Source organism: Paenisporosarcina sp. HGH0030 (genome assembly GCF_000411295.1).
GTDB lineage: Bacteria > Bacillota > Bacilli > Bacillales_A > Planococcaceae > Paenisporosarcina.
In genome coordinates this window covers 113250-132646 of sequence record NZ_KE150424.1, presented here as the reverse complement: position 1 = coordinate 132646, position 19397 = coordinate 113250, and the positions used below count along the sequence as shown (strand labels likewise).

Genomic DNA, 19397 nt, shown 5'->3' with positions numbered 1-19397 from the left:
TGGTATTAGCCCCGGTTTCCCGGAGTTATCCCAATCTACAAGGTAGGTTGCCCACGTGTTACTCACCCGTCCGCCGCTAAAATCAGAAGAAGCAAGCTTCTTCATCATTCCGCTCGACTTGCATGTATTAGGCACGCCGCCAGCGTTCGTCCTGAGCCAGGATCAAACTCTCCATAATAGGTGAGTCGATTAGCTCGACTTTGTTGCTGGCGTCAAATTAATGACGTTCTTTATTGCTCCGGTCGCAAGCGACCATCGCAGAAATTCATTCTCGCGCTAAGCGCTCGTAATGAATTTTGTTGACGTTTTGCTGTTCAGTTTTCAAGGTTCATTTCGTTGGTCACTCTCGCGACAGCAACTTTTATATCTTAGCAAATCCAGATTGTCATGTCAACAAAAAGTTTTGCTTTTTCTTTTTTGTTTGCCGCTTGTTTTGGCGACTTTTGTATCTTACCATCCTCCAACAAAGTATGTCAATACAATATCATAATTTTTATTGAAGAAAAATAAACTAGTTCATGGGAGGTTGTGTAACTAATTGAAAACACGTATTTTTATAGCCTTAATCAGTGTGTTCGTTTTATTCTTATTTATTCAACAAAATGAGCAATGGACATCGGTTTTCCGAGTAACAGATCAACCTGACGTTTTGATGAAGGGCAATCATGGAATGACACTCACTGTGGATTTGTCTTTTGGCCGTGAAGATGTTGACGAGTGGATTACAAAGTTAGAAAAACCTTATCCACTTCTATTTCTTGATGCAGATTGGATTGAACGTTCTCCTTTAATCGTGAAAAAGATTAAAGAAAAAAAGATTCCAGTGGGATTACTTGGACACGAAAGCAAACACTATGAAGAAACACCTGAATTATTGGGAGAAGAAATCGAACGCTTCAAATCCGCATTCGGTGTTATACCGCTTTGGTATCGGACATATGATCACACTTTTCCTGAGCCATTAAAGACACAAGTATGGGATTATCAAATGAATATGGTCAGTGCAAACGTCAATTGGATAACTGGTAATGCTCCTACAATTCGGAAAGGAGATATTGTATCCGTTGCCTTACACCAAGAAACTCGTGTTGATTTAAAAGAACTGATTACTTATCAAAAAGCGCATCCTTTCGTTTCTATAGAAGAAACCCTTTTTGGTTATCAGACGGAAACGAAAACTTTCCCCTAAAAATTCGAATGACACCAAAGCTATTGTAACTCCTTTGATTGCATTTATACTTTAGGACAATAAGAAAAGGACATCCATTTGTGGATGCCCTTTTTTTATGCTTTTGCTTTTGCAGCTTCAGCGCGTGCTTTTCTTCGTTCTTCTAATTTTAAACGGTCTGCATCTGACTTCGCATTGTATTTTGGCAATTTTAAAAGTTGGTATGCATTCACAGCTAATAATGGGAACAATAATAAAGTCACATAACGGTCTACATCTTTTTCATCTACCATCAAAACCGGTAACCATTCTAAAGTTGTGATGACAATCATGAAAAATAACGCGGAAATGAATGCGTGTTTTTTTGTCCATTTTGCTTTGAAGTAAGCAACAACCAATCCGGTAACCAACAGTACAGTCAACAGCCCTAAGTACAACAGAAGTTGTGATTGGGTCTCTGCTAGTGGCATAAATCGGAATTTAATCAAATCAAAAATGACTAATGCAATAATTAATAATTGTACCCAGTTCCATAACGTAAGCGTTCTAAAAATATTTACACCGAATTGATGAACTGTCAGATAGGCGAAAAAACCCATTTGACTGAGAACACTCATTGTCATTCCAAGAAACACAAACCATAAGAAACTGGCTGCGAATTCTAAGTACTCACCACTTGCAACATATGGTGCAAATGCGTCTTCCCATCGAATAAATAAACTAAGTACACCAGTAACGGCTCCGCCGATTAGTAGTCCCTTAAAGAAAAATATAACCCAATTTCGTATCGTCACAGCAAAAAATCCTCCGTTTTTCTCGAGTTCCTCTTCTGATTGTATCAACGAATAAGTAAAAAATCTATTTTACGAAGAGTTATCTACATATTCTCAGCGATTTTGTGAACAATAAATGAAAAGGCCAGTGCGAGAAAAGAGGTTGAGTATGCGAAAATGGATAATTCTTATAGGTATCGTTTTATTGACAGGCTGTGGAGGTCAACCACAAAGTAATCCTTCTTATGAAGAAACGAAAAAAATGGTTACAGACACGATGCAAACTGAAGAGGGCAAAAAGGTAATGCGACAAATGCTTTCGGATCCTGAATTTAAAGAACTGTTAGTTTTGGAACAGGAAGATGTAAAAAGCTCAATTGAAAACACACTTCTTTCTAAGGATGCGGAAAAGTTTTGGAAGGATACTTTTAAAGATCCAACCTTCTCCGAAACATTTGCTAAAAGCATGAAGGATCAGCAACAAAAAATCATGACTGATTTAATGAAAGATGCTTCTTTCCAAAAGGAATTAGAATCATTCTTTGGACAACCTGACATGCAAAAACAAATGGAAACAATTTTAAAGTCGTCAACAAATCGAAAAGAAATCGAAAAAATTGTGCAGGAAACGATTGATAGTCCGCTTCTAAAAGCTAAATGGGTAGAATTAATTAAAGCGGCTGGCATGACTGAAGAACAAGGGAAATCACCATCAAAAGAAACTGGTGGCGGTAGTAAAGACGCCGGAGGAAATAAACCACAATAACAGAAACCCCCGCTCGTAATATGCTGAGCGGGGGTTTTACATTATTTTGTTAATTTATTAATGACTTGTGAAGCAATTTCTTCATAAATTTTACCCGTTGTGTGTAAACGTGAATAAACAGAAGGTGCAAAATCATCCTCGTTCCAATCAGGTTGACCTAATGGAATTTGCCCAAGAAGCTCTGTACGAAGCTCATCTGCAAGCTTCGGACCGCCACCTTTACCGAAAACATATTCTTTTTCGTTAGATGTTTTCGACTCGAACCATGCCATATTTTCAATTACACCTAGTACTTCATGATCCGTTTGTAGAGCCATAGCACCAGCACGTGCTGCCACGAATGCTGCGGTTGGATGAGGTGTTGTTACCACGATTTCTTTTGATGCTGGAATCATTTGATGGATATCGAGTGCAACGTCACCTGTTCCAGGTGGTAAATCAAGTAGTAAATAATCCAGCTCGCCCCACTCAACATCTTTAAAGAATTGATCTAATACTTTCCCTAGCATCGGACCACGCCATACTACAGGTGCATTATCTTCTACGAAGAAGCCCATTGAGATGACTTTTACGCCAAAACGTTCAACTGGAATGATGCGATTGCCATCAATTTTTGGGCTTTGTTGTATTCCCATCATATCCGGCACGCTGAATCCATAAATATCCGCATCGATTAATCCGACTTTTTTACCTAAACGAGCTAATGCCACTGCCAAATTGACGGAAACCGTAGACTTCCCTACGCCCCCTTTACCTGAGGCAATTGAGATAAATTCCACTTTATTTAATGGGGACAACAAATCCTGAGCTTCAGACTCTGTTGCCGTTCCACGAAATTGTGCCAATACTTCTGCAGGTAATTCTTCAAAGCGAATCCCCACTGTACTAACGCCCGCTTGTTTCAATGAGTCTACAACTTTCATTTGCAACTGCATTTGTTCCGCAGTGTTTGTTTTCGCAATCGCCAGCTTTACGCTAACGTGATTTTTTCCTTCTTTAATGGATACTTCTTTAATGCCATTTGTTTCGAGTAACGTTTTATGTAAAAAAGGGTCCAGTAATTGCCCGAGCATTTCACGGACCTGTTGTTCATTCATCAATTTAGACACTCCTTCAATGTACATTTCGTCATATAGTATATCATATCGAATTAGAGGTGGTAGTGTTGTAAGGTATCCAGATTGAGTGGGTAGGATTGATAAACGGTTACTCGTCAACTTTTCTAAATTACCGGTACATGGTCATTCGTGTCATTGCATTTGACTGTCTACATACTTTTCAATGCCATCAGCAATCGCTTCTGCCATTTGCTCCTGGTAATCTTTTGATGTCAGCAACTTTCGTTCTTCAGGATTACTTAAGAAACCAGTTTCCACTAAGACCGCCGGCACAGTTGCTTTTTTCAATAAATATACTTGTTTGATTGCCAATGCTTCACGGTCGGTGTTTCCGATATGTTCCCGGATGGAACCTTGAATCGCTTTTGCAATAGCCGCTCCACCTTCATGGCCGTCTCTATGGTAAAACACTTGAGCTCCGCGCCATCTTGCATCTGGTATGGAGTTTACATGAACACTGATAAATAAATCCGCATCTGAATTGACAATCATTTCTTCACGCAATTTCAAATCAGCGAGTTTTCTAGCTCGAATGGTCGGAAAAGTTGCTTTTGGATTGTGCTCCGCTACTGCATCATCCGCATGTGAACGTGTCATGACTACTTCTGCACCCAACTTCTTTAATTCCTTCTCGAGCTCTTTTCCCAGTGCAAGCGTAATATCTGACTCGACGACCTCACCCACCGACGCTCCCCCGTCCATTCCTCCATGACCCGGGTCTACCACAATTTTCATTCCACCAAGAGGGGCAGGCAAAAAGAATGCGCGATCGGAAGCTTGCGTTTCATAAACCACAACCGTTACTGAAACTAACAATAAAAGTCCAATTACTATCCAGCGTTTCAACGCGTACGACACCACCTTTTAAACTCACTATACGTATGTCCGAGGCGAACTATGAGCAAAAGAATGGTTGCTTTTAAAACATATAAAACCTTTTCCATGAAAAGAAAAGGTTTCGTCAAATATTATCGGTATTTCAATCGTCTTCTCCTAAATCAATGTAAATGGTGCCATCCGATTCAATCTCGGCATAAAATACTTGTTGTATTGAATTCACGCCATGTTTCGTCAATTGTTTCATTACCCACTCTTCTGTTAGGCCAGCTCCCTGCAAATTTCGAAGAATGATTTTACCTTCCGCAATGATTGTGCAGGGCATATATTTCGGTACAACGATTTGTGCTTTTACATCTTGCTTCGTCGCTGATTGCTGCGCAACCTTTTTGAAAACACTCAGCTCTCCGTTTGTTTCCAAAACGGCAAAATGCACATCCTTAACTGAGAAAATCCCCTGCATTCTTAGTAACATATTTAAATCCCCAATAGGAAGGCGGCTTTTCTTAAGTCCGTTCTCCAAAATCTTTCCATTCTTTATGACAATCATCGGTTTATCATCGAGTAATGATTTTGCCTTGGCAGATTTCATTGATATATAACTGAAAATCACTGTTAGAATAGACCACCAAATCAATGATGTTATCGCATTGAAATAATGAGTATCGTCATGTGCAACCACTTCACCAGCTATCGAACCAATAGTGATACCGGTTATGTAATTAAAAAAGGTTAACTGACTTAATTGTTCCTTACCTAAAAGCCGTGCAAGACCAAGCAAGACCACAAAAGTAACGGTCGTTCTAACAATCATCTCTAAAAAACTAAAATTATCCAGATTCATATGTAACTTCCCCTTCCTCTCACTACATCGCCTTTTTCATTATTTCCGAATGCAAGATTGCTTATTCACTATAGTGGGATGAGTTCTACAAACCTTTCTCGTTAAATTACATACGATAGAAAGAGGGGGCTTCCAGTATGAATGATGATCAGTTTCGCAAACAGTTAAATTCAAAATACACCCTGCATGACTTATTGAAAGGGCAAGACCTCGATATCATAGCCGCCTCTTTACTACTCTTAGGTAAACTAAAAGTGGAATCAGTTCAACTATTTCGTAACTCCCCCAGTATTAGCGTTACATTAATTGGGAAATACCGAAATTTAAAAGATGATAAAACGAATCAGATGGCTGATTTTTTGGATAAAAACGGTGACATGACCCTTGACGAAGTGTTTGATGCCCTAAGTAAACGCATGAATAAAAAAAGGAAGTGATACATTTGAATTGTTTTGATGTTAAAAGTAATTCCAGTTTTGATGGAGTGAAATTTGTGAATGTTATTTTACTTGTTTTGTTCATTTCCCTTCTACTTTTCGGTTCCAGAGATATTCCAGATGTGACATTTGAATCCGGTATCATTTGAGAACTCATATTAAAATAAATGGCCACAAACCTCGAAAGAGGATTGCGGCCATTTTATTAATTTCTATTTGTTCGAAAGCCCAGAAAGCACTCCAACTCTTTTATAATCAAATTCCAAATGAAATAACAGGCACTTTTACCTTTTTACTCTTCATAGCTAGTAGACTAGTCATCGTCCCCACACAGATTACTGTGATAAATGATAAAACCAAGGAGCTGTCGTCAATTAAAAAGTAGCCTGTAAAAACTATAATGAAATCAATCATAAAGATAATCACTCCGGGATTTATTTTCAAATAATTTGCTATAATTTGTCCAAGCAAATCCGTTCCGCCAATACTGGTATCGTAACGAAGCATGAGTCCGATTCCTGCACCAACAAATATGCCCCCTAGTACTGCGCTCCCTAACGGATTTTGATCCAGAACATATCCTAAGGCCCGTAACGGATTATACGTTAAATCCACTACGAAGGAAGAAATCAGCATCCCGTGAATGCTATTGTATAAAAAAGATCGATTATAAAACAAAGCAAGAATCAAGACAGGAATACTCAACAGGATTACCAGCAAGCCCACTTGCATCCCTGTCAGGTAATGCAATATTAACCCCATCCCAAAAGTGCCACCATCCAATAACTCATGGTTAATCAGAAAAACGTTCACGCCTATTGCCATCAACAAACTTCCAACAACAATCGATATCGTTTTATGTATAAAGGGCATGCTATTCCACCTTCTTAAAATCACCTTACTGAATGTATATGATTACTTTTCTTAAATATTTCAAATTGAAAAGTCCTTCTGTCATCCTGCAAACAACTAAACTTATTAATAAGTGAAGCCATCTGCTAACTTGTTCCTTTTTTATCCGATAAAACGAACAAGCTCCCTATTAAATTTTTTCATCTCACAATAGAACAACCCATGCCCACTGTAATAAAAAGGAATGAGTTCCGATCCTTTTATACCCACATGCATAAACTCCCCCAATACATATGGACATACTTTATCTTGTTTCCCATGGAAAATGGCGGTAGGAACATGGATTTCGGCTAGATCATTTCGTAAGTCTTCATCCCTTAGTGCCAAGAGACACATGGCAGTTGCATGACCGGAAGCTTCTAATCCTAGACTCTGAAACCAATCAATAAAACTTTCAGTTAGATACCTTGCGAAAAAAACATCTCCAAAACCAGCCAGCATTTGCGGTCGATTGGTGTACGTTTCTTGAATCAATTGATTTACTTCTTCTGTTGTTTTTCCATATAGAAAATCAGGACGTTCAGTAAAGGAAGGTGCAGCTGCGCCAAAAAGAGCCAACTTTGAAATTTTATGGCCTTCATGGCGGGCCATATAGCGTATGGCAATTGCACCTCCCATTGAGTGACCAGCTAGAATGACATCCTCCAATTGCAGCGTATCGATTATAACTCGTACATCATCAGCCATTCGATCATAATTATAACCATCCCAAGGGCGATCAGATTTTCCAAATCCCCGATGATCGATTCCGATACAGCGGTAACCCATTGCAGGTAGCTGATCGAACTGATATTCAAACATTTTATGATTAGCTGGCCATCCATGCAAAAACAGAATGGGCTTGCCATTTCCAGGATTCAAATCCTCAACGTAAATATTCACATTCTCTTCAACCGTAATATAATAACCGATTTTTCTTCCCCCGTTACATAATTTGGTAGATTCCCGGTCCCTCATAAAGTTCATCCTCGCTATTTTATGCAACAAACTTAAAAGTATTAGATAAAAAGGAAACATTGATAAAACAAAAAAAAACCCTCCAAAGAATGGGAAAGGGTTTTTGAAAATCCGAAGATTAACGTTTTGAGAACTGAGGTGCAATTAAAAAGTTCATGTAAACAATTATGAAACCGAAGCAGATTGAAGCATTTTTGCATTGAACCCTTTCACGATCAGCCATACCGCTAATATCATTTCAAAGAAGAAGATCGGGATTGCCAGGATGGTTCCCCATGTTGAAACCTGCTGAATCACTCCGAACATTTCTAACAAAGCTGCGATTATAATCATTGATGCTCCTGCAAGGCCCATGACGGATATAAATCGGGGTACAAGTTTAGATTGATAAAGCAAATAGCTATACATCAAAGTGTTTACACCTAACATGAAGTTGGGACCCAAAATAAAAGTCCAGTCATGTACTGCCAGTAACAATGCGCCTGAAGTTTGATATGCGGATATACTCGGATTATCTGAACTTACGAATACCTGGCTCAACGTCAATAGAGAAAGTACGCTGACTATGCCAATTACAATGAGAACGGCTTCAAAAAAACGGAAACACACATACCCACGTGCAATACTTTCATTTTGTTTTCTTATATATGGATATAGCATAATGGCAGTGCCAATAGCAGAACATGCCAGAATCAACTCAAAAATCGCCCCAAGTATTATCTGGTTTTCGTTTTTAGCTCCCGAAACGAGATAATCAGGGTCATTGAGAATTGGATTATACAAAATAAGTCCTATGATTGCCGTAACCGTCGCAACAATATAAAGCACTCCGATAATTCTTGCATTTAATTTGCTTGATTTCACTTATTCAATTCCCTTCCTTTTTTAATTACAATTGGACCGTAATTTGTGTACACAATTGCTATTAATTATCCTCCTCCGATTCCTTATATTCATTAATATCAACGAATACGAATAAATAGAACAACAGTTAAGACGAGTAAGATCTATATTTACAAAACAGCAAAAGAGTAAACCTTAACAAATTTTAAAGGTACATTGAGTTATGATCTGTGGTCAAAACAATTTTCCAGACACAAAAAAACCCTCTCCCACGAATGGGAAAGGGTTTTTGAAAATCCGAAGATTAACGTTTTGAGAACTGAGGTGCACGACGTGCGCCTTTAAGACCGTATTTTTTACGTTCTTTCATGCGTGAGTCACGAGTTAACAATCCTGCAGATTTCAATGCTGGACGGAAATCAGGATCTACATGAAGTAGTGCACGAGCAATACCATGACGGATTGCGCCTGCTTGACCTGTGTATCCACCACCATTAACGTTTACATGGATATCGTAGCTTCCAACTGTTTCAGTTGCTACTAATGGTTGTTTGATGATTTCGCGTAATGTTGCGAATGGTACGTAGTCTTCTACGTCACGTTTGTTGATTACGATTTTGCCTTCGCCCGGTACTAAACGTACACGTGCAGTTGAGCTTTTACGACGACCTGTGCCGATATATTGAACTTGTGCCAAGGTTGTATCCTCCTCTATGATTATCCGCGAAGCTCATAAGCTTCTGGTTTTTGTGCTGCATGTGGATGTTCTGCTCCAGCGTATACGTGAAGTTTAGTGAACGTTTGACGACCTAAAGAGTTTTTAGGAAGCATCCCTTTGATTGCTAATTCAAGCATTTTTGTTGGGTAGTTTGTACGCATTTGTAATGCAGTACGTTTTTTCAATCCACCAGCAAATTGTGTATGACGGTAGTAAATTTTGTCTGTCAATTTTTTACCAGTCAATTCGATTTTCTCAGCGTTGATAATGATCACGTGATCACCTGTGTCAACGTGTGGTGTGAATGTTGGTTTGTTTTTTCCACGTAAGATAGCAGCTACTTCAGAAGCTAAACGACCAAGTGTTTGGCCTTCTGCGTCTACTACTAACCATTTACGCTCTACTTCGTGACCTTTAGCCATGAATGTTGTACGCATGTATTTTGTCCTCCTAATTCGATCTAATCTGATTTGAAATTTTCTATATCATCATCAACAACAAGTTTCGGGGCTTATTGTGGGGTTAATGAAATACCATGTGTCATCATATAACGTATGGAACAAAAAGTCAAGGAATTATTTTAAAACACCTGGACGTGTTGCTTCATTCGGAATAAAATACAGATTCCAAGTACAAACCGTGTGCTGGCGCGGTTTTACCTGCCTTTTTGCGATCCATTGCGGCAAGCATTAGTGCCATGTCGCCCGGCTCGCGACGACCAATCCCAACTTCCCACAAATTCCCCGCAATAATGCGAACCATATTATATAAAAACCCGTCGCCTTCAATGATCATATGAAGTTCACCATGCTCATTTTCAAGCAATTCCAATCGTTTGATGGTTCGCACCCGGTCGACAACTTCTGTGCGAGCTGAACAAAAACTCGTAAAATCATGTGTGCCTAAAAACGCTTGAGCGGCTTCTCTCATTCGCTCGATGTCCGGATTGATTCCAGGCATATATACGACGTAATGACGCTTAAAAGGGCTCTCAACGTCTCCTAAGCCCCATTTGTATCGATATACTTTGCCTGAAGTACCATATCGGGCATGAAAGTCACTTGAAACTTCTTCAACAGACACCACGCGGATATCACCGGGCAGCTGAACATTTAGTGCCCGTTGCCATCGCTCGATGGGAAATTGCAGGTCGGTATCAAAATGGATGACTTGTCCAGTCGCATGAACACCAGCATCTGTGCGGCCACTTGCCACTACACGGACGATTGTCCCTTTGTGCATTTTTGTAAGGACGCGTTCTAATTCAAGCTGAACCGTCCGTGCATTAGGCTGTACTTGATAGCCGGCAAATCCATAGCCGTCATACATGATAATTGCTTTTAAGCGTTTCACTGCATTTTTCCCTCCAGTTTTACGATCGGAGCCACCATAGTAATAAAGTTAAAAGCCCTAACATAGCGAGGGCCGTACTATCGCGCCAATCCCACTTTAATTGACGGTATCGTGTTCGCCCTTCTCCACCACGGTAGCCACGTACTTCCATCGCTACAGCTAAATCTTCAGCCCGTTTAAATGCACTGACAAACAAAGGGATGAGTAACGGCACAACCGCTTTGATTCGCTCTTTGATGGAGCCCGTACTAATATCTGAACCGCGGGCCATCTGGGCTTTCAAAATTTTATCAGTTTCATCCATCAATGTTGGAATAAAGCGCAACGAAATCGACATCATCAACGCGAGTTCATGCACGGGTAATTTGAAACGTTTGAATGGGTTCAATAGAACTTCCATTCCATCTGTTATTGAAATCGGCGAAGTGGTCAGTGTTAAAATGGATGTGATAAAGACCAGAACCAAAAATCTAGTGGAAATGAAAATACCTTGTCTCAGTCCTTCTTCATACACTTCGATAAACTGCCATTTCCACAATAAGTCTCCTTCTTTTGTAAAGAAGATGTGTATCAGGAAAGTAAATATGAGTAAAAACATGATGGGTTTCAACCCATTAATTAAGAAATATAGACGAATACGTGATAGCAAAACAGTTCCTAAAGTGAATGCAAGAATTAATGCATATGTCACAGCATTGTTTGCCAAAAAGACAATGGCAATAAACAAAAAGACAAATACCAGTTTCGAACGAGGGTCCAGTTTATGTACAAATGAATCCCCTGGAATATAACGACCAAATATCATTTTTTCCATCATAAGGAATCACGCTCCCTTTGAACGACACGACTTATTTCCAGCGCTAACTGTTCTTCTGTCAAGCAGAGTCTGTCCAATGGATAACCTAGTCGAGCTTCAACTTGACGTTGGAAACGTACAACACGTGGTGCTGCTAAACGATATTCAGCAAGTCTCTCTTCATCTCCGAAAATAGTGACCGGATCGCCACTTAGAACACATCGGCCATCATGCATGATCGCTACTCGATTTGCATAGCGCGCCGCATCTTCCATAGAATGGGTTACCAAAACCGTGGTTAATCCTTTTTCTACATGCAGTTGGTGGAACAAATCCATGATTTCCTGACGTCCACGAGGGTCCAAACCTGCTGTAGGCTCATCTAATACCAAGACGCTAGGTTCCATCGCCAACACACCCGCAATGGCCACTCGTCGCATTTGACCACCCGACAAATCGAACGGTGACTTATCCAGTACTTCTTCAGGTAAACCCAGTTGGTCAGCTAAGACACGTGCCCGTCGTTCCGCCTCTTCTTTTGGTACACCAAAGTTTAAAGGACCAAACATGATATCTTTCAATACTGTCTCATCAAACAATTGATGTTCAGGAAATTGAAAAACGATGCCAATTTGCTGACGAATCGATTTTAAGTTCTTTGCTTTCTTGCCAGCTTCAATCGTCATATCGCCAAGCTGTACTGACCCTTCAGATGGTTTCAATAATGCATTTAAATGTTGCAGTAAAGTCGATTTCCCTGAGCCAGTATGTCCGATAATAGCCTGGTAGGAACCAGAAGGAATAAGTAAATCCACGTCGTATAGTGCACGTTTTTCAAAAGGTGTCCCTTTGGCGTAGGCATACCCTACTTGTTGAAGTTGGATGTCCATACATCATTCACCAACTCTTGTTCTGACATGTGTTCGTTTTTTAACTCTATTCCATTCGCACGTAATAGACTGCCCATTTTCATAGCAAATGGCAGATCTAATCCAAGTGCCACCAGTTCTTCTCCACGAGAAAAAATTTCAGCTGGTGTGCCTTCAGCATATTTGTGCCCGTTATTCATTACAAAAATGCGATCCGCAAGTAAAGCTTCCTCGAGATCATGCGTTATGGATAAAACCGTTAACTGTGTTTTCTCCCGTAATCTACGAACGGTAGTTAATACTTCTTCCCGCCCTTGTGGGTCGAGCATAGAAGTAGCTTCATCCAAGATAAGAATTCTCGGCTTTAAAGCCAATGCACCCGCAATAGCTACTCGTTGCTTCTGTCCACCTGATAAATGATGCGGCTCACTATCTAAGAACTTTTCCATTTTCACTTGCGCAAGGGACTCGTGCACACGTACAACCATATCTTTAAACGGAACTCCGTTATTTTCCAAAGCAAAAGCGACATCGTCCTGGACGGTAGCCCCGACAAATTGATTGTCTGGGTTTTGAAATACCATGCCCATTTGTGAACGAATATCCCATAAATTCTCTTCATTCAGCGTTTCACCAAGAACACGTACTTCCCCCGATTGAGGAAATAACAGTCCATTCATGAGTTTCGCCATTGTGGATTTACCAGAACCATTATGACCAACGATTGCAATCCACTCGCCATCATTGACAGAAAAAGAAATGTTTTCTACAGCTTTTCGCGCATCCTTTTCTTCTGGTGAATATGTATAGGTGACTTCATGTAGTGATATTATTTCTGTCATCTCTATATGACCTCCTCTTACTCTGCTCGAACTCAACTCATTCTCATCAATGTTTCTATTTTACACTATTACAAAAACACAGTTTGCACCAGAAAGGTGCAAACTGAGTATATATTCTTACACTGATATCCAAATAATAAATATTTTCTATCAATGAAATAAAAAAGCGCGCACCTCATTCAGAGAAATGCGCTCTTCTATATCTTTTTCGTATTCGGTTGCTCAGACCGTCTACGTGAATGAGGTGCGTAGAGCTAGACGAGACGCTACCAAAAGGTCCGCTCATCGTAACGCTCTGCTTTTCATTATGTCGTATAAATCTTTTTCTTTTAAAAAGAAGAGGGCGGCTACTAACCTAGAACCCTCTTCGAATTGTGATGATTAAACTAATTCAATCACTACAACAGGTGCTCCGTCTCCACGACGAGGTCCCATTTTCATAATACGTGTGTATCCGCCTTGACGATCAGCGTAGCGTGGTGCTACATCATCAAACAATTTTTGCAAAGCATAAACTGTTGTTTCAGTGCCTTCTTCATCAGTAGCAGTCACTAGTTCACGACGAATATAAGATGCAGCTTGACGGCGTGCATGCAAATCTCCACGTTTACCTAATGTAATCATTTTTTCAACAACTGAACGAAGTTCTTTCGCACGAGCTTCTGTCGTTTGAATGCGTTCGTTGATGATCAAATCAGTTGTTAAGTCACGTAACATCGCTTTACGTTGAGAACTTGTACGACCAAGTTTTCTGTAACCCATAGATGTTTACCTCCTTTGTTGAATATTAATCTGTTATATCAAAAAAGTCGCTTAGTCTTCTTTGCGTAATCCTAAGCCAAGCTCTTCTAACTTCGCTTTTACTTCTTCTAGTGATTTACGTCCAAGGTTACGTACTTTCATCATGTCGTCTTCTGACTTGTTAGCTAACTCAAGTACCGTGTTGATACCAGCGCGCTTCAAGCAGTTATAAGAACGAACAGAAAGATCAAGCTCTTCGATAGTCATCTCCAACACTTTTTCTTTTTGGTCTTCTTCTTTCTCAACCATGATTTCAGCAGTTTTTGCCTCATCAGTCATACCAACGAAGATATTTAAATGCTCCGTTAAAATTTTCGCGCCAAGCGAAATCGCCTCTTTAGGACCGATGCTGCCATCTGTCCACACATCAAGAGAAAGTTTATCGAAGTTAGTCATTTGACCAACACGAGTATTTTCTACTTGGAAATTGACGCGTGAAACTGGAGTATATATAGAGTCGATTGGGATCACGCCGATAGGAAGATCCTCACGTTTGTTTTGATCAGCAGGAGTGTAACCGCGGCCGCGTTGTGCATACATACGCATACGCAAATGACCATTTTTACCGATTGTTGCAATATAGAGATCAGGATTTAAAATTTCTACATCACTGTCATGTGTAATGTCAGCAGCTGTAACCGTTCCATCACCTTTAACATCAATCTCAATGACTTTTTCTTCGTCAGAGTAGATTTTAAGAGCTAGTTTCTTCACGTTCATAATAACTGAAGCGACATCTTCAACTACGCCCTCAATAGTAGAGAACTCGTGAAGCACGCCATCAATTTGAATAGAAGTTACAGCAGCCCCTGGTAAAGAAGACAAAAGGATACGACGTAGGGAATTACCTAATGTGTTTCCATATCCACGCTCAAGCGGTTCTACAACAAACTTGCCAAATTTGGCACCTTCGCTGATCTCAACCGTTTCAATCTTTGGTTTTTCAATTTCGATCATTCAAATATACCCTCCTTCAAAACATCGAATGTATAGGTTCGTTCCATCAGAAATCAATAAGTACTAAGACTTATCGGTGATTGCACAACTCAGTTTGTACAAGAAATGATGTTCTCAATCAATTAATTGAGTCGCACCTATTACACGCGACGACGTTTTGGTGGTCGGCAACCGTTATGCGGAACTGGAGTTACATCTTTAATAGCTGTAACATCTAGACCAGCAGCTTGAAGTGCACGAATTGCAGCTTCACGACCAGCACCAGGACCTTTTACCGTTACTTCTAACGTCTTAAGACCATGTTCCACAGAAGCTTTCGCCGCTGCTTCAGCAGCCATTTGCGCAGCAAACGGAGTTGATTTACGAGAACCTTTGAAACCAAGTGAACCAGCACTTGACCAAGATACCGCATTTCCTTGCATATCTGTAATCGTTACAATTGTGTTGTTAAATGTAGAGCGGATGTGAGCAATACCGGATTCGATATTCTTTTTCACACGACGCTTACGTGTTTGTTGTTTACGTGCCATGTTAGGAAGAAACCTCCTTTACCGATTATTTTTTCTTGTTAGCAACAGTTTTACGAGGACCTTTACGCGTACGCGCATTGTTCTTCGTATTTTGACCGCGAACAGGTAAACCTCTACGATGACGGATACCACGGAATGAACCGATTTCCATCAAGCGTTTAATGTTTAATGATACTTCACGGCGAAGGTCACCTTCTACCTTGAAAGCACCGATTGATTCACGAATTTTGTTCAATTCGTCTTCTGTAAGATCACGCACGCGTGTATCTTCAGCAACTCCTGCAGTAGCTAAAACTTTTTGTGCAGTTGTTTTACCAATCCCGAAAATATATGTTAATGAAATAACAACGCGTTTATCGCGCGGAATGTCAACACCAGCAATACGAGCCATGTGTGTCGTGCACCTCCTTCAAATTAGCCTTGTTTTTGTTTATGTTTAGGATTTTCACAGATTACCATTACTTTACCGCGTCGGCGAATAACTTTACATTTTTCGCAGATCGGTTTCACAGATGGTCTCACTTTCATCTAACCCAACCTCCTTAGTGGTCCGGAGTGCAAAAGATTATTTAAAACGGTATGTGATACGACCGCGAGTTAAATCGTAAGGAGAAAGTTCAATTGTGACTTTATCTCCAGGCAGGATGCGGATAAAGTGCATACGGATTTTGCCCGAAACATGTGCAAGAATCGTATGACCGTTTTCCAATTCTACCTTAAACATCGCGTTTGGCAAAGTCTCAACAACTGTACCTTCGACTTCAATTACATCGTCTTTCGCCATCAACCCTGTCTCCCTTCTGTATAAAAAATCAGGTTCTCATCATCAAATCAAACGGAATGTCCCGCAAATCGAAACCCGTGTAGGATTCTTTTCGTTTCAACATATGTTTGTTTTGCATGAGAGATGTTCGAAAGACACTCGTCAGGCTTCGCTTCTGGCAACCTACGGAGTAGACTGACCCGGGTGAACCTTGTCTCCCTCATGTAAACACGACCGCTCGGAATGCCTTGGATGAGTTCCACCATATCCGTTACACAGATGCTTCCACGAAACCCATTATACCTTGTCGGAAGTAGAAATGCACGAAAGGACAAAGGGATCCTCTTAGACGTAACATTGTCTATTTCGTTCTTTCGTATATCGGGCATAATTTGCTTTTGCAGCTCTAGAAATTAAATTCCGTTTACAAGCGTGCCGCTAGGTTCAGCTGCGGTTGCCCTCTAAAAGAGCGTTTAAATCAGCAAATACCTTATGAATGTCTTGCTGACCGTTAATATTTGTCAACACGCCTTTGTTGCCATAATAGTCAAGCAAAGGTTGTGTTTGTTTCATATTTACTTCCAGACGGTTTGAGACCGTTTCCGGATTGTCATCCGCGCGCTGGTAAAGCTCGCCTCCATCTTTATCACACACTCCATCTTTTTGAGATGGATTGAAGATTAAATGGTACGCAGTGCCGCAGACTTTACAGATGCGACGACCAGTTAGGCGCTTAATCAACTCTTCTTGTTCAACTTGGATGTTCAAAACGTGCTCTACGTCTTTGTTCAAATCTGCTAAAAGCGCATCAAGTGCTTCAGCTTGAGGAACAGTACGTGGAAACCCGTCCAATAGAAATCCTTTTTCACAATCAGCTTTGCTTAATCTTTCACGGACAATTCCGATCGTTACTTCATCAGGTACTAATGCACCCTCATCCATAAACGCTTTGGCTTTTAGGCCTAGTTCCGTACCATCTTTTATAGCTGCTCGGAACATGTCGCCTGTAGAAATATGAGGGATTTCGTACTTCTCAACAATTTTATCTGCTTGAGTGCCTTTACCTGCACCTGGCAGACCCATTAAAACGATATTCATACGTTTTGCCCCCTGCTACAATTTGCAGGTTAAAAGGAACGAAATCGTTCCTCTAAACCAACATTATTTCATGAAGCCTTTGTAGTGGCGTTTCACTAGTTGTGCTTCGAGCTGTTTCATCGTTTCCAGTGCAACACCGACAACGATTAACAAGCTTGTTCCACCGATTTGTGCAGCAGCTGGAAGACCAGCAAAGTTAATGAACAAAATCGGCATGATTGCGACTAGCGCAAGGAAAATCGCACCCACGAAAGTTAAACGGTACAAAACTGTTGTTAAGTAGTCTTGTGTGTTTTTTCCTGGACGAATTCCTGGAATATATGCACCTTGCTTTTTCAAGTTATCGGCAACATTTTCAGGATTCACTTGAATGAACGCATAGAAATACGTAAATGCAACGATTAACGCTACATAGATGAGCATGCCCACCGGTTGCGAGTAATCAAACGTGTTCTGAATGAAATCTGTTACTTTATTCTGTCCGAAGAAGGTAGAAAGTGTTTGTGGTGTAATGATAAACGCCACTGCGAAGATAACTGGAATAACACCAGCTGCATTCACTTTTAACGGTAAGTGTGTCTGTTGAGCACCAGTAGTCCCACGGCCAGTTACACGTTTTGCATACTGAATCGGAATTTTACGTAACGCTTGTTGAACGTAAATGACTCCTACAGTGATTGCAATAATCGCTAAAAGAAGAAGTGCCAAAATCGCAATTTTGATGAATAATTGATCACCAGCGTCTTCAATTTGAGACGCATAGATTTGGTTAGCAGTACTTGGCATCGCAGCAACGATACCTGCAAAGATGATAATGGAAATACCATTACCGACACCTTTAGCAGTGATCTGCTCAGATAACCAAAGAAGGAACGCAGTTCCACCTGTTAACACAATAGCTATGACAATATACGTTGAAATGCCATCGGCTTTAATTAAAGAGCCATCATACATACGGTTAAACCCGTAAGACATTGCCATCGCTTGAATGAACGCCAACACGATTGTGAAGTAACGTGTGAACTGAGCAAGTTTACGTCTTCCGACTTCACCTTGTTTTGCCCACTCCGTAAACTTCGGTACAACATCCATTTGTAGCAATTGTACAATGATGGATGCAGTGATGTACGGCATGATTCCCATTGCTAAAATCGAGAAGTTAGCAAGGGCACCGCCACCAAATGTATTTAAGAAACCAATTAAGCTATACTGGTCAGCTGCTTGCAAGACTTGAGCATCAACGTTTGGTACCGGAATGAAAGTTCCGAGACGGAAAACGATCAGCATCAACAGAGTGAATACAATTTTATTTCGTATATCTCTAACGCGCATAAAGTTGGAGATTGTCTGAAACATTATACCACCTCTGTTTGTCCGCCCGCAGTTTCAATAGCTTCTTTAGCTGAAGCAGAGAACTTGTGAGCTTTCACAATAAGCTTTTTGTCAAGAGATCCGTTACCAAGAATCTTGATTCCAGCTTTTTCGCTGCTCACAAAACCTGTTTCAATAAGCAAAGCAGGTGTAACCTCTGTGCCTTCTTCGAAACGGTTTAATGTATCAAGGTTCACAATAGCGTATTCTTTACGGTTAATGTTCGTAAAGCCGCGTTTTGGTAAGCGTCGGAACAATGGGTTTTGACCACCCTCAAATCCTGGACGAACACCGCCGCCAGAACGAGCGTTTTGACCTTTATGACCTTTACCTGCAGTTTTACCATTACCAGAACCAATCCCGCGACCTTTACGCTTGCGCTCAGAACGAGATCCTTCTGCCGGTTTTAACTCGTGCAGTTTCATATGTGTGGCACCTCCTTATTCTAAAGTACGTTTTATAGTTCCTTTACAGAAACTAAATGAGCTACTTTCCCAACCATCCCACGGATAGCTGCGTTGTCAGCATGCTCAACAGTTTGATGCATTTTACGTAAGCCAAGAGCTTCTACAGTTTTACGTTGATCTGGTTTAGAACCGATCACGCTTTTAGTGAGGGTAACTTGTAATTTTGCCATTGTCATT

At 40.5% G+C, this 19397-nt stretch carries 26 protein-coding genes and 1 rRNA gene; 3 read left to right on the top strand and 24 right to left on the bottom strand.

Annotation, left to right across the window (positions count from 1 at the left end; translation table 11 throughout):
• Nucleotides 1-178: ribosomal RNA gene (locus HMPREF1210_RS16920) — 16S ribosomal RNA — on the bottom strand; the annotation flags it as partial.
• A 360-nt stretch (nt 179-538) separates the two neighbouring features.
• Between HMPREF1210_RS16920 and HMPREF1210_RS16915 the strand changes: the two genes are divergently transcribed.
• On the top strand, nt 539-1189 hold the full coding sequence (locus tag HMPREF1210_RS16915; RefSeq protein ID WP_016429924.1) for a hypothetical protein: 651 nt from the start codon (nt 539-541) through the stop codon (nt 1187-1189).
• A gap of 95 nt (nt 1190-1284) precedes the next feature.
• Here the strand turns inward: HMPREF1210_RS16915 and HMPREF1210_RS16910 are convergent, their stop codons facing one another.
• Nucleotides 1285-1962, bottom strand: coding sequence for a KinB-signaling pathway activation protein (locus tag HMPREF1210_RS16910; protein WP_016429923.1), 678 nt, complete (start codon nt 1960-1962; stop codon nt 1285-1287).
• A 148-nt stretch (nt 1963-2110) separates the two neighbouring features.
• Here HMPREF1210_RS16910 and gerD point away from each other — a divergent pair, with 148 nt between their 5' ends.
• Entirely contained in the window at nt 2111-2707 is a 597-nt protein-coding gene (gerD, locus tag HMPREF1210_RS16905) for a spore germination lipoprotein GerD (RefSeq protein ID WP_016429922.1), read from the top strand.
• Nucleotides 2708-2748: 41 nt separating this feature from the next.
• Here gerD and HMPREF1210_RS16900 read toward each other — a convergent pair whose 3' ends face one another.
• The 3 genes from HMPREF1210_RS16900 to HMPREF1210_RS16890 form a co-directional block, all read right to left on the bottom strand.
• Complete coding sequence (locus tag HMPREF1210_RS16900) at nt 2749-3807, bottom strand: P-loop NTPase (protein ID WP_196930527.1); 1059 nt, start codon at nt 3805-3807, stop codon at nt 2749-2751.
• A 150-nt stretch (nt 3808-3957) separates the two neighbouring features.
• Nucleotides 3958-4671, bottom strand: a complete 714-nt coding sequence (locus HMPREF1210_RS16895; RefSeq protein ID WP_016429920.1) for an N-acetylmuramoyl-L-alanine amidase — start codon at nt 4669-4671, stop codon at nt 3958-3960.
• 133 nt (nt 4672-4804) lie between these two features.
• Complete coding sequence (locus HMPREF1210_RS16890; RefSeq protein WP_016429919.1) at nt 4805-5506, bottom strand: DUF421 domain-containing protein; 702 nt, start codon at nt 5504-5506, stop codon at nt 4805-4807.
• 137 nt (nt 5507-5643) lie between these two features.
• Between HMPREF1210_RS16890 and HMPREF1210_RS16885 the strand changes: the two genes are divergently transcribed.
• Nucleotides 5644-5943 (top strand): hypothetical protein, encoded by a 300-nt coding sequence (locus tag HMPREF1210_RS16885; protein WP_016429918.1) that lies wholly within the window; start codon nt 5644-5646, stop codon nt 5941-5943.
• A 255-nt stretch (nt 5944-6198) separates the two neighbouring features.
• Here HMPREF1210_RS16885 and HMPREF1210_RS16880 read toward each other — a convergent pair whose 3' ends face one another.
• The 19 genes from HMPREF1210_RS16880 to rpmD form a co-directional block, all read right to left on the bottom strand.
• Nucleotides 6199-6816 (bottom strand): YitT family protein, encoded by a 618-nt coding sequence (locus tag HMPREF1210_RS16880; RefSeq protein ID WP_016429917.1) that lies wholly within the window; start codon nt 6814-6816, stop codon nt 6199-6201.
• A gap of 141 nt (nt 6817-6957) precedes the next feature.
• Nucleotides 6958-7812: an alpha/beta hydrolase gene (locus tag HMPREF1210_RS16875; protein ID WP_016429916.1), complete on the bottom strand. Its 855-nt coding sequence runs from the start codon at nt 7810-7812 to the stop codon at nt 6958-6960.
• 165 nt (nt 7813-7977) lie between these two features.
• Entirely contained in the window at nt 7978-8676 is a 699-nt protein-coding gene (locus HMPREF1210_RS16870) for a DUF4386 domain-containing protein (RefSeq protein WP_016429915.1), read from the bottom strand.
• 283 nt (nt 8677-8959) lie between these two features.
• Nucleotides 8960-9352, bottom strand: a complete 393-nt coding sequence (gene rpsI / locus HMPREF1210_RS16865; RefSeq protein ID WP_016429914.1) for a 30S ribosomal protein S9 — start codon at nt 9350-9352, stop codon at nt 8960-8962.
• Nucleotides 9353-9372: 20 nt separating this feature from the next.
• Nucleotides 9373-9810, bottom strand: coding sequence for a 50S ribosomal protein L13 (gene rplM, locus HMPREF1210_RS16860; protein ID WP_016429913.1), 438 nt, complete (start codon nt 9808-9810; stop codon nt 9373-9375).
• 166 nt (nt 9811-9976) lie between these two features.
• Nucleotides 9977-10726: a tRNA pseudouridine(38-40) synthase TruA gene (gene truA, locus HMPREF1210_RS16855; RefSeq protein WP_016429912.1), complete on the bottom strand. Its 750-nt coding sequence runs from the start codon at nt 10724-10726 to the stop codon at nt 9977-9979.
• 19 nt (nt 10727-10745) lie between these two features.
• Nucleotides 10746-11543 carry an energy-coupling factor transporter transmembrane protein EcfT gene (locus HMPREF1210_RS16850; RefSeq protein WP_016429911.1) on the bottom strand — a complete coding sequence of 266 codons (798 nt, stop codon included), beginning with the start codon at nt 11541-11543 and terminating at the stop codon, nt 10746-10748.
• Nucleotides 11540-12412, bottom strand: coding sequence for an energy-coupling factor ABC transporter ATP-binding protein (locus HMPREF1210_RS16845; RefSeq protein ID WP_016429910.1), 873 nt, complete (start codon nt 12410-12412; stop codon nt 11540-11542). The genes HMPREF1210_RS16850 and HMPREF1210_RS16845 overlap by 4 nt, the downstream gene beginning before the upstream one ends.
• Complete coding sequence (locus HMPREF1210_RS16840) at nt 12388-13233, bottom strand: energy-coupling factor ABC transporter ATP-binding protein (protein WP_016429909.1); 846 nt, start codon at nt 13231-13233, stop codon at nt 12388-12390. Before HMPREF1210_RS16840 ends, HMPREF1210_RS16845 begins: the two co-directional genes overlap by 25 nt.
• Before the next feature lie 381 nt (nt 13234-13614).
• Nucleotides 13615-13995 carry a 50S ribosomal protein L17 gene (gene rplQ, locus HMPREF1210_RS16835; RefSeq protein WP_016429908.1) on the bottom strand — a complete coding sequence of 127 codons (381 nt, stop codon included), beginning with the start codon at nt 13993-13995 and terminating at the stop codon, nt 13615-13617.
• 51 nt (nt 13996-14046) lie between these two features.
• Entirely contained in the window at nt 14047-14991 is a 945-nt protein-coding gene (locus tag HMPREF1210_RS16830) for a DNA-directed RNA polymerase subunit alpha (protein WP_016429907.1), read from the bottom strand.
• 140 nt (nt 14992-15131) lie between these two features.
• Nucleotides 15132-15521 (bottom strand): 30S ribosomal protein S11, encoded by a 390-nt coding sequence (gene rpsK / locus HMPREF1210_RS16825; protein ID WP_016429906.1) that lies wholly within the window; start codon nt 15519-15521, stop codon nt 15132-15134.
• A 25-nt stretch (nt 15522-15546) separates the two neighbouring features.
• Entirely contained in the window at nt 15547-15912 is a 366-nt protein-coding gene (gene rpsM, locus HMPREF1210_RS16820; RefSeq protein WP_016429905.1) for a 30S ribosomal protein S13, read from the bottom strand.
• 23 nt (nt 15913-15935) lie between these two features.
• Nucleotides 15936-16049, bottom strand: a complete 114-nt coding sequence (rpmJ, locus tag HMPREF1210_RS16815; RefSeq protein WP_000868344.1) for a 50S ribosomal protein L36 — start codon at nt 16047-16049, stop codon at nt 15936-15938.
• 37 nt (nt 16050-16086) lie between these two features.
• On the bottom strand, nt 16087-16305 hold the full coding sequence (infA, locus tag HMPREF1210_RS16810; protein ID WP_016429904.1) for a translation initiation factor IF-1: 219 nt from the start codon (nt 16303-16305) through the stop codon (nt 16087-16089).
• A gap of 423 nt (nt 16306-16728) precedes the next feature.
• Complete coding sequence (locus HMPREF1210_RS16805) at nt 16729-17382, bottom strand: adenylate kinase (RefSeq protein WP_016429903.1); 654 nt, start codon at nt 17380-17382, stop codon at nt 16729-16731.
• Between the two features lie 63 nt (nt 17383-17445).
• Nucleotides 17446-18738: a preprotein translocase subunit SecY gene (gene secY / locus HMPREF1210_RS16800; protein ID WP_016429902.1), complete on the bottom strand. Its 1293-nt coding sequence runs from the start codon at nt 18736-18738 to the stop codon at nt 17446-17448.
• Entirely contained in the window at nt 18738-19178 is a 441-nt protein-coding gene (gene rplO / locus HMPREF1210_RS16795) for a 50S ribosomal protein L15 (protein WP_016429901.1), read from the bottom strand. Before rplO ends, secY begins: the two co-directional genes overlap by 1 nt.
• 32 nt (nt 19179-19210) lie before the next feature.
• The gene (gene rpmD / locus HMPREF1210_RS16790; protein ID WP_016429900.1) at nt 19211-19390 is read right to left on the bottom strand and encodes a 50S ribosomal protein L30; all 180 of its coding nucleotides are present in this window, start codon (nt 19388-19390) and stop codon (nt 19211-19213) included.
• Nucleotides 19391-19397 lie beyond the last annotated feature (7 nt).

Bases quoted from the DNA above. Each gene is read 5' to 3' on its own strand.
- gerD (WP_016429922.1), top strand. From the start codon at position 2,111: ATGCGAAAATGGATAATTCTTATAGGTATCGTTTTATTGACAGGCTGT.
- HMPREF1210_RS16890 (WP_016429919.1), bottom strand. From the start codon at position 5,506: ATGAATCTGGATAATTTTAGTTTTTTAGAGATGATTGTTAGAACGACC.
- HMPREF1210_RS16885 (WP_016429918.1), top strand. From the start codon at position 5,644: ATGAATGATGATCAGTTTCGCAAACAGTTAAATTCAAAATACACCCTG.
- HMPREF1210_RS16880 (WP_016429917.1), bottom strand. From the start codon at position 6,816: ATGCCCTTTATACATAAAACGATATCGATTGTTGTTGGAAGTTTGTTG.
- HMPREF1210_RS16875 (WP_016429916.1), bottom strand. From the start codon at position 7,812: ATGAGGGACCGGGAATCTACCAAATTATGTAACGGGGGAAGAAAAATC.
- rplM (WP_016429913.1), bottom strand. From the start codon at position 9,810: ATGCGTACAACATTCATGGCTAAAGGTCACGAAGTAGAGCGTAAATGG.
- HMPREF1210_RS16850 (WP_016429911.1), bottom strand. From the start codon at position 11,543: ATGATGGAAAAAATGATATTTGGTCGTTATATTCCAGGGGATTCATTT.
- HMPREF1210_RS16845 (WP_016429910.1), bottom strand. From the start codon at position 12,412: ATGGACATCCAACTTCAACAAGTAGGGTATGCCTACGCCAAAGGGACA.
- HMPREF1210_RS16840 (WP_016429909.1), bottom strand. From the start codon at position 13,233: ATGACAGAAATAATATCACTACATGAAGTCACCTATACATATTCACCA.
- rplQ (WP_016429908.1), bottom strand. From the start codon at position 13,995: ATGGGTTACAGAAAACTTGGTCGTACAAGTTCTCAACGTAAAGCGATG.
- HMPREF1210_RS16830 (WP_016429907.1), bottom strand. From the start codon at position 14,991: ATGATCGAAATTGAAAAACCAAAGATTGAAACGGTTGAGATCAGCGAA.
- rpsK (WP_016429906.1), bottom strand. From the start codon at position 15,521: ATGGCACGTAAACAACAAACACGTAAGCGTCGTGTGAAAAAGAATATC.
- rpsM (WP_016429905.1), bottom strand. From the start codon at position 15,912: ATGGCTCGTATTGCTGGTGTTGACATTCCGCGCGATAAACGCGTTGTT.
- rpmJ (WP_000868344.1), bottom strand. From the start codon at position 16,049: ATGAAAGTGAGACCATCTGTGAAACCGATCTGCGAAAAATGTAAAGTT.
- infA (WP_016429904.1), bottom strand. From the start codon at position 16,305: ATGGCGAAAGACGATGTAATTGAAGTCGAAGGTACAGTTGTTGAGACT.
- HMPREF1210_RS16805 (WP_016429903.1), bottom strand. From the start codon at position 17,382: ATGAATATCGTTTTAATGGGTCTGCCAGGTGCAGGTAAAGGCACTCAA.
- secY (WP_016429902.1), bottom strand. From the start codon at position 18,738: ATGTTTCAGACAATCTCCAACTTTATGCGCGTTAGAGATATACGAAAT.
- rplO (WP_016429901.1), bottom strand. From the start codon at position 19,178: ATGAAACTGCACGAGTTAAAACCGGCAGAAGGATCTCGTTCTGAGCGC.
- rpmD (WP_016429900.1), bottom strand. From the start codon at position 19,390: ATGGCAAAATTACAAGTTACCCTCACTAAAAGCGTGATCGGTTCTAAA.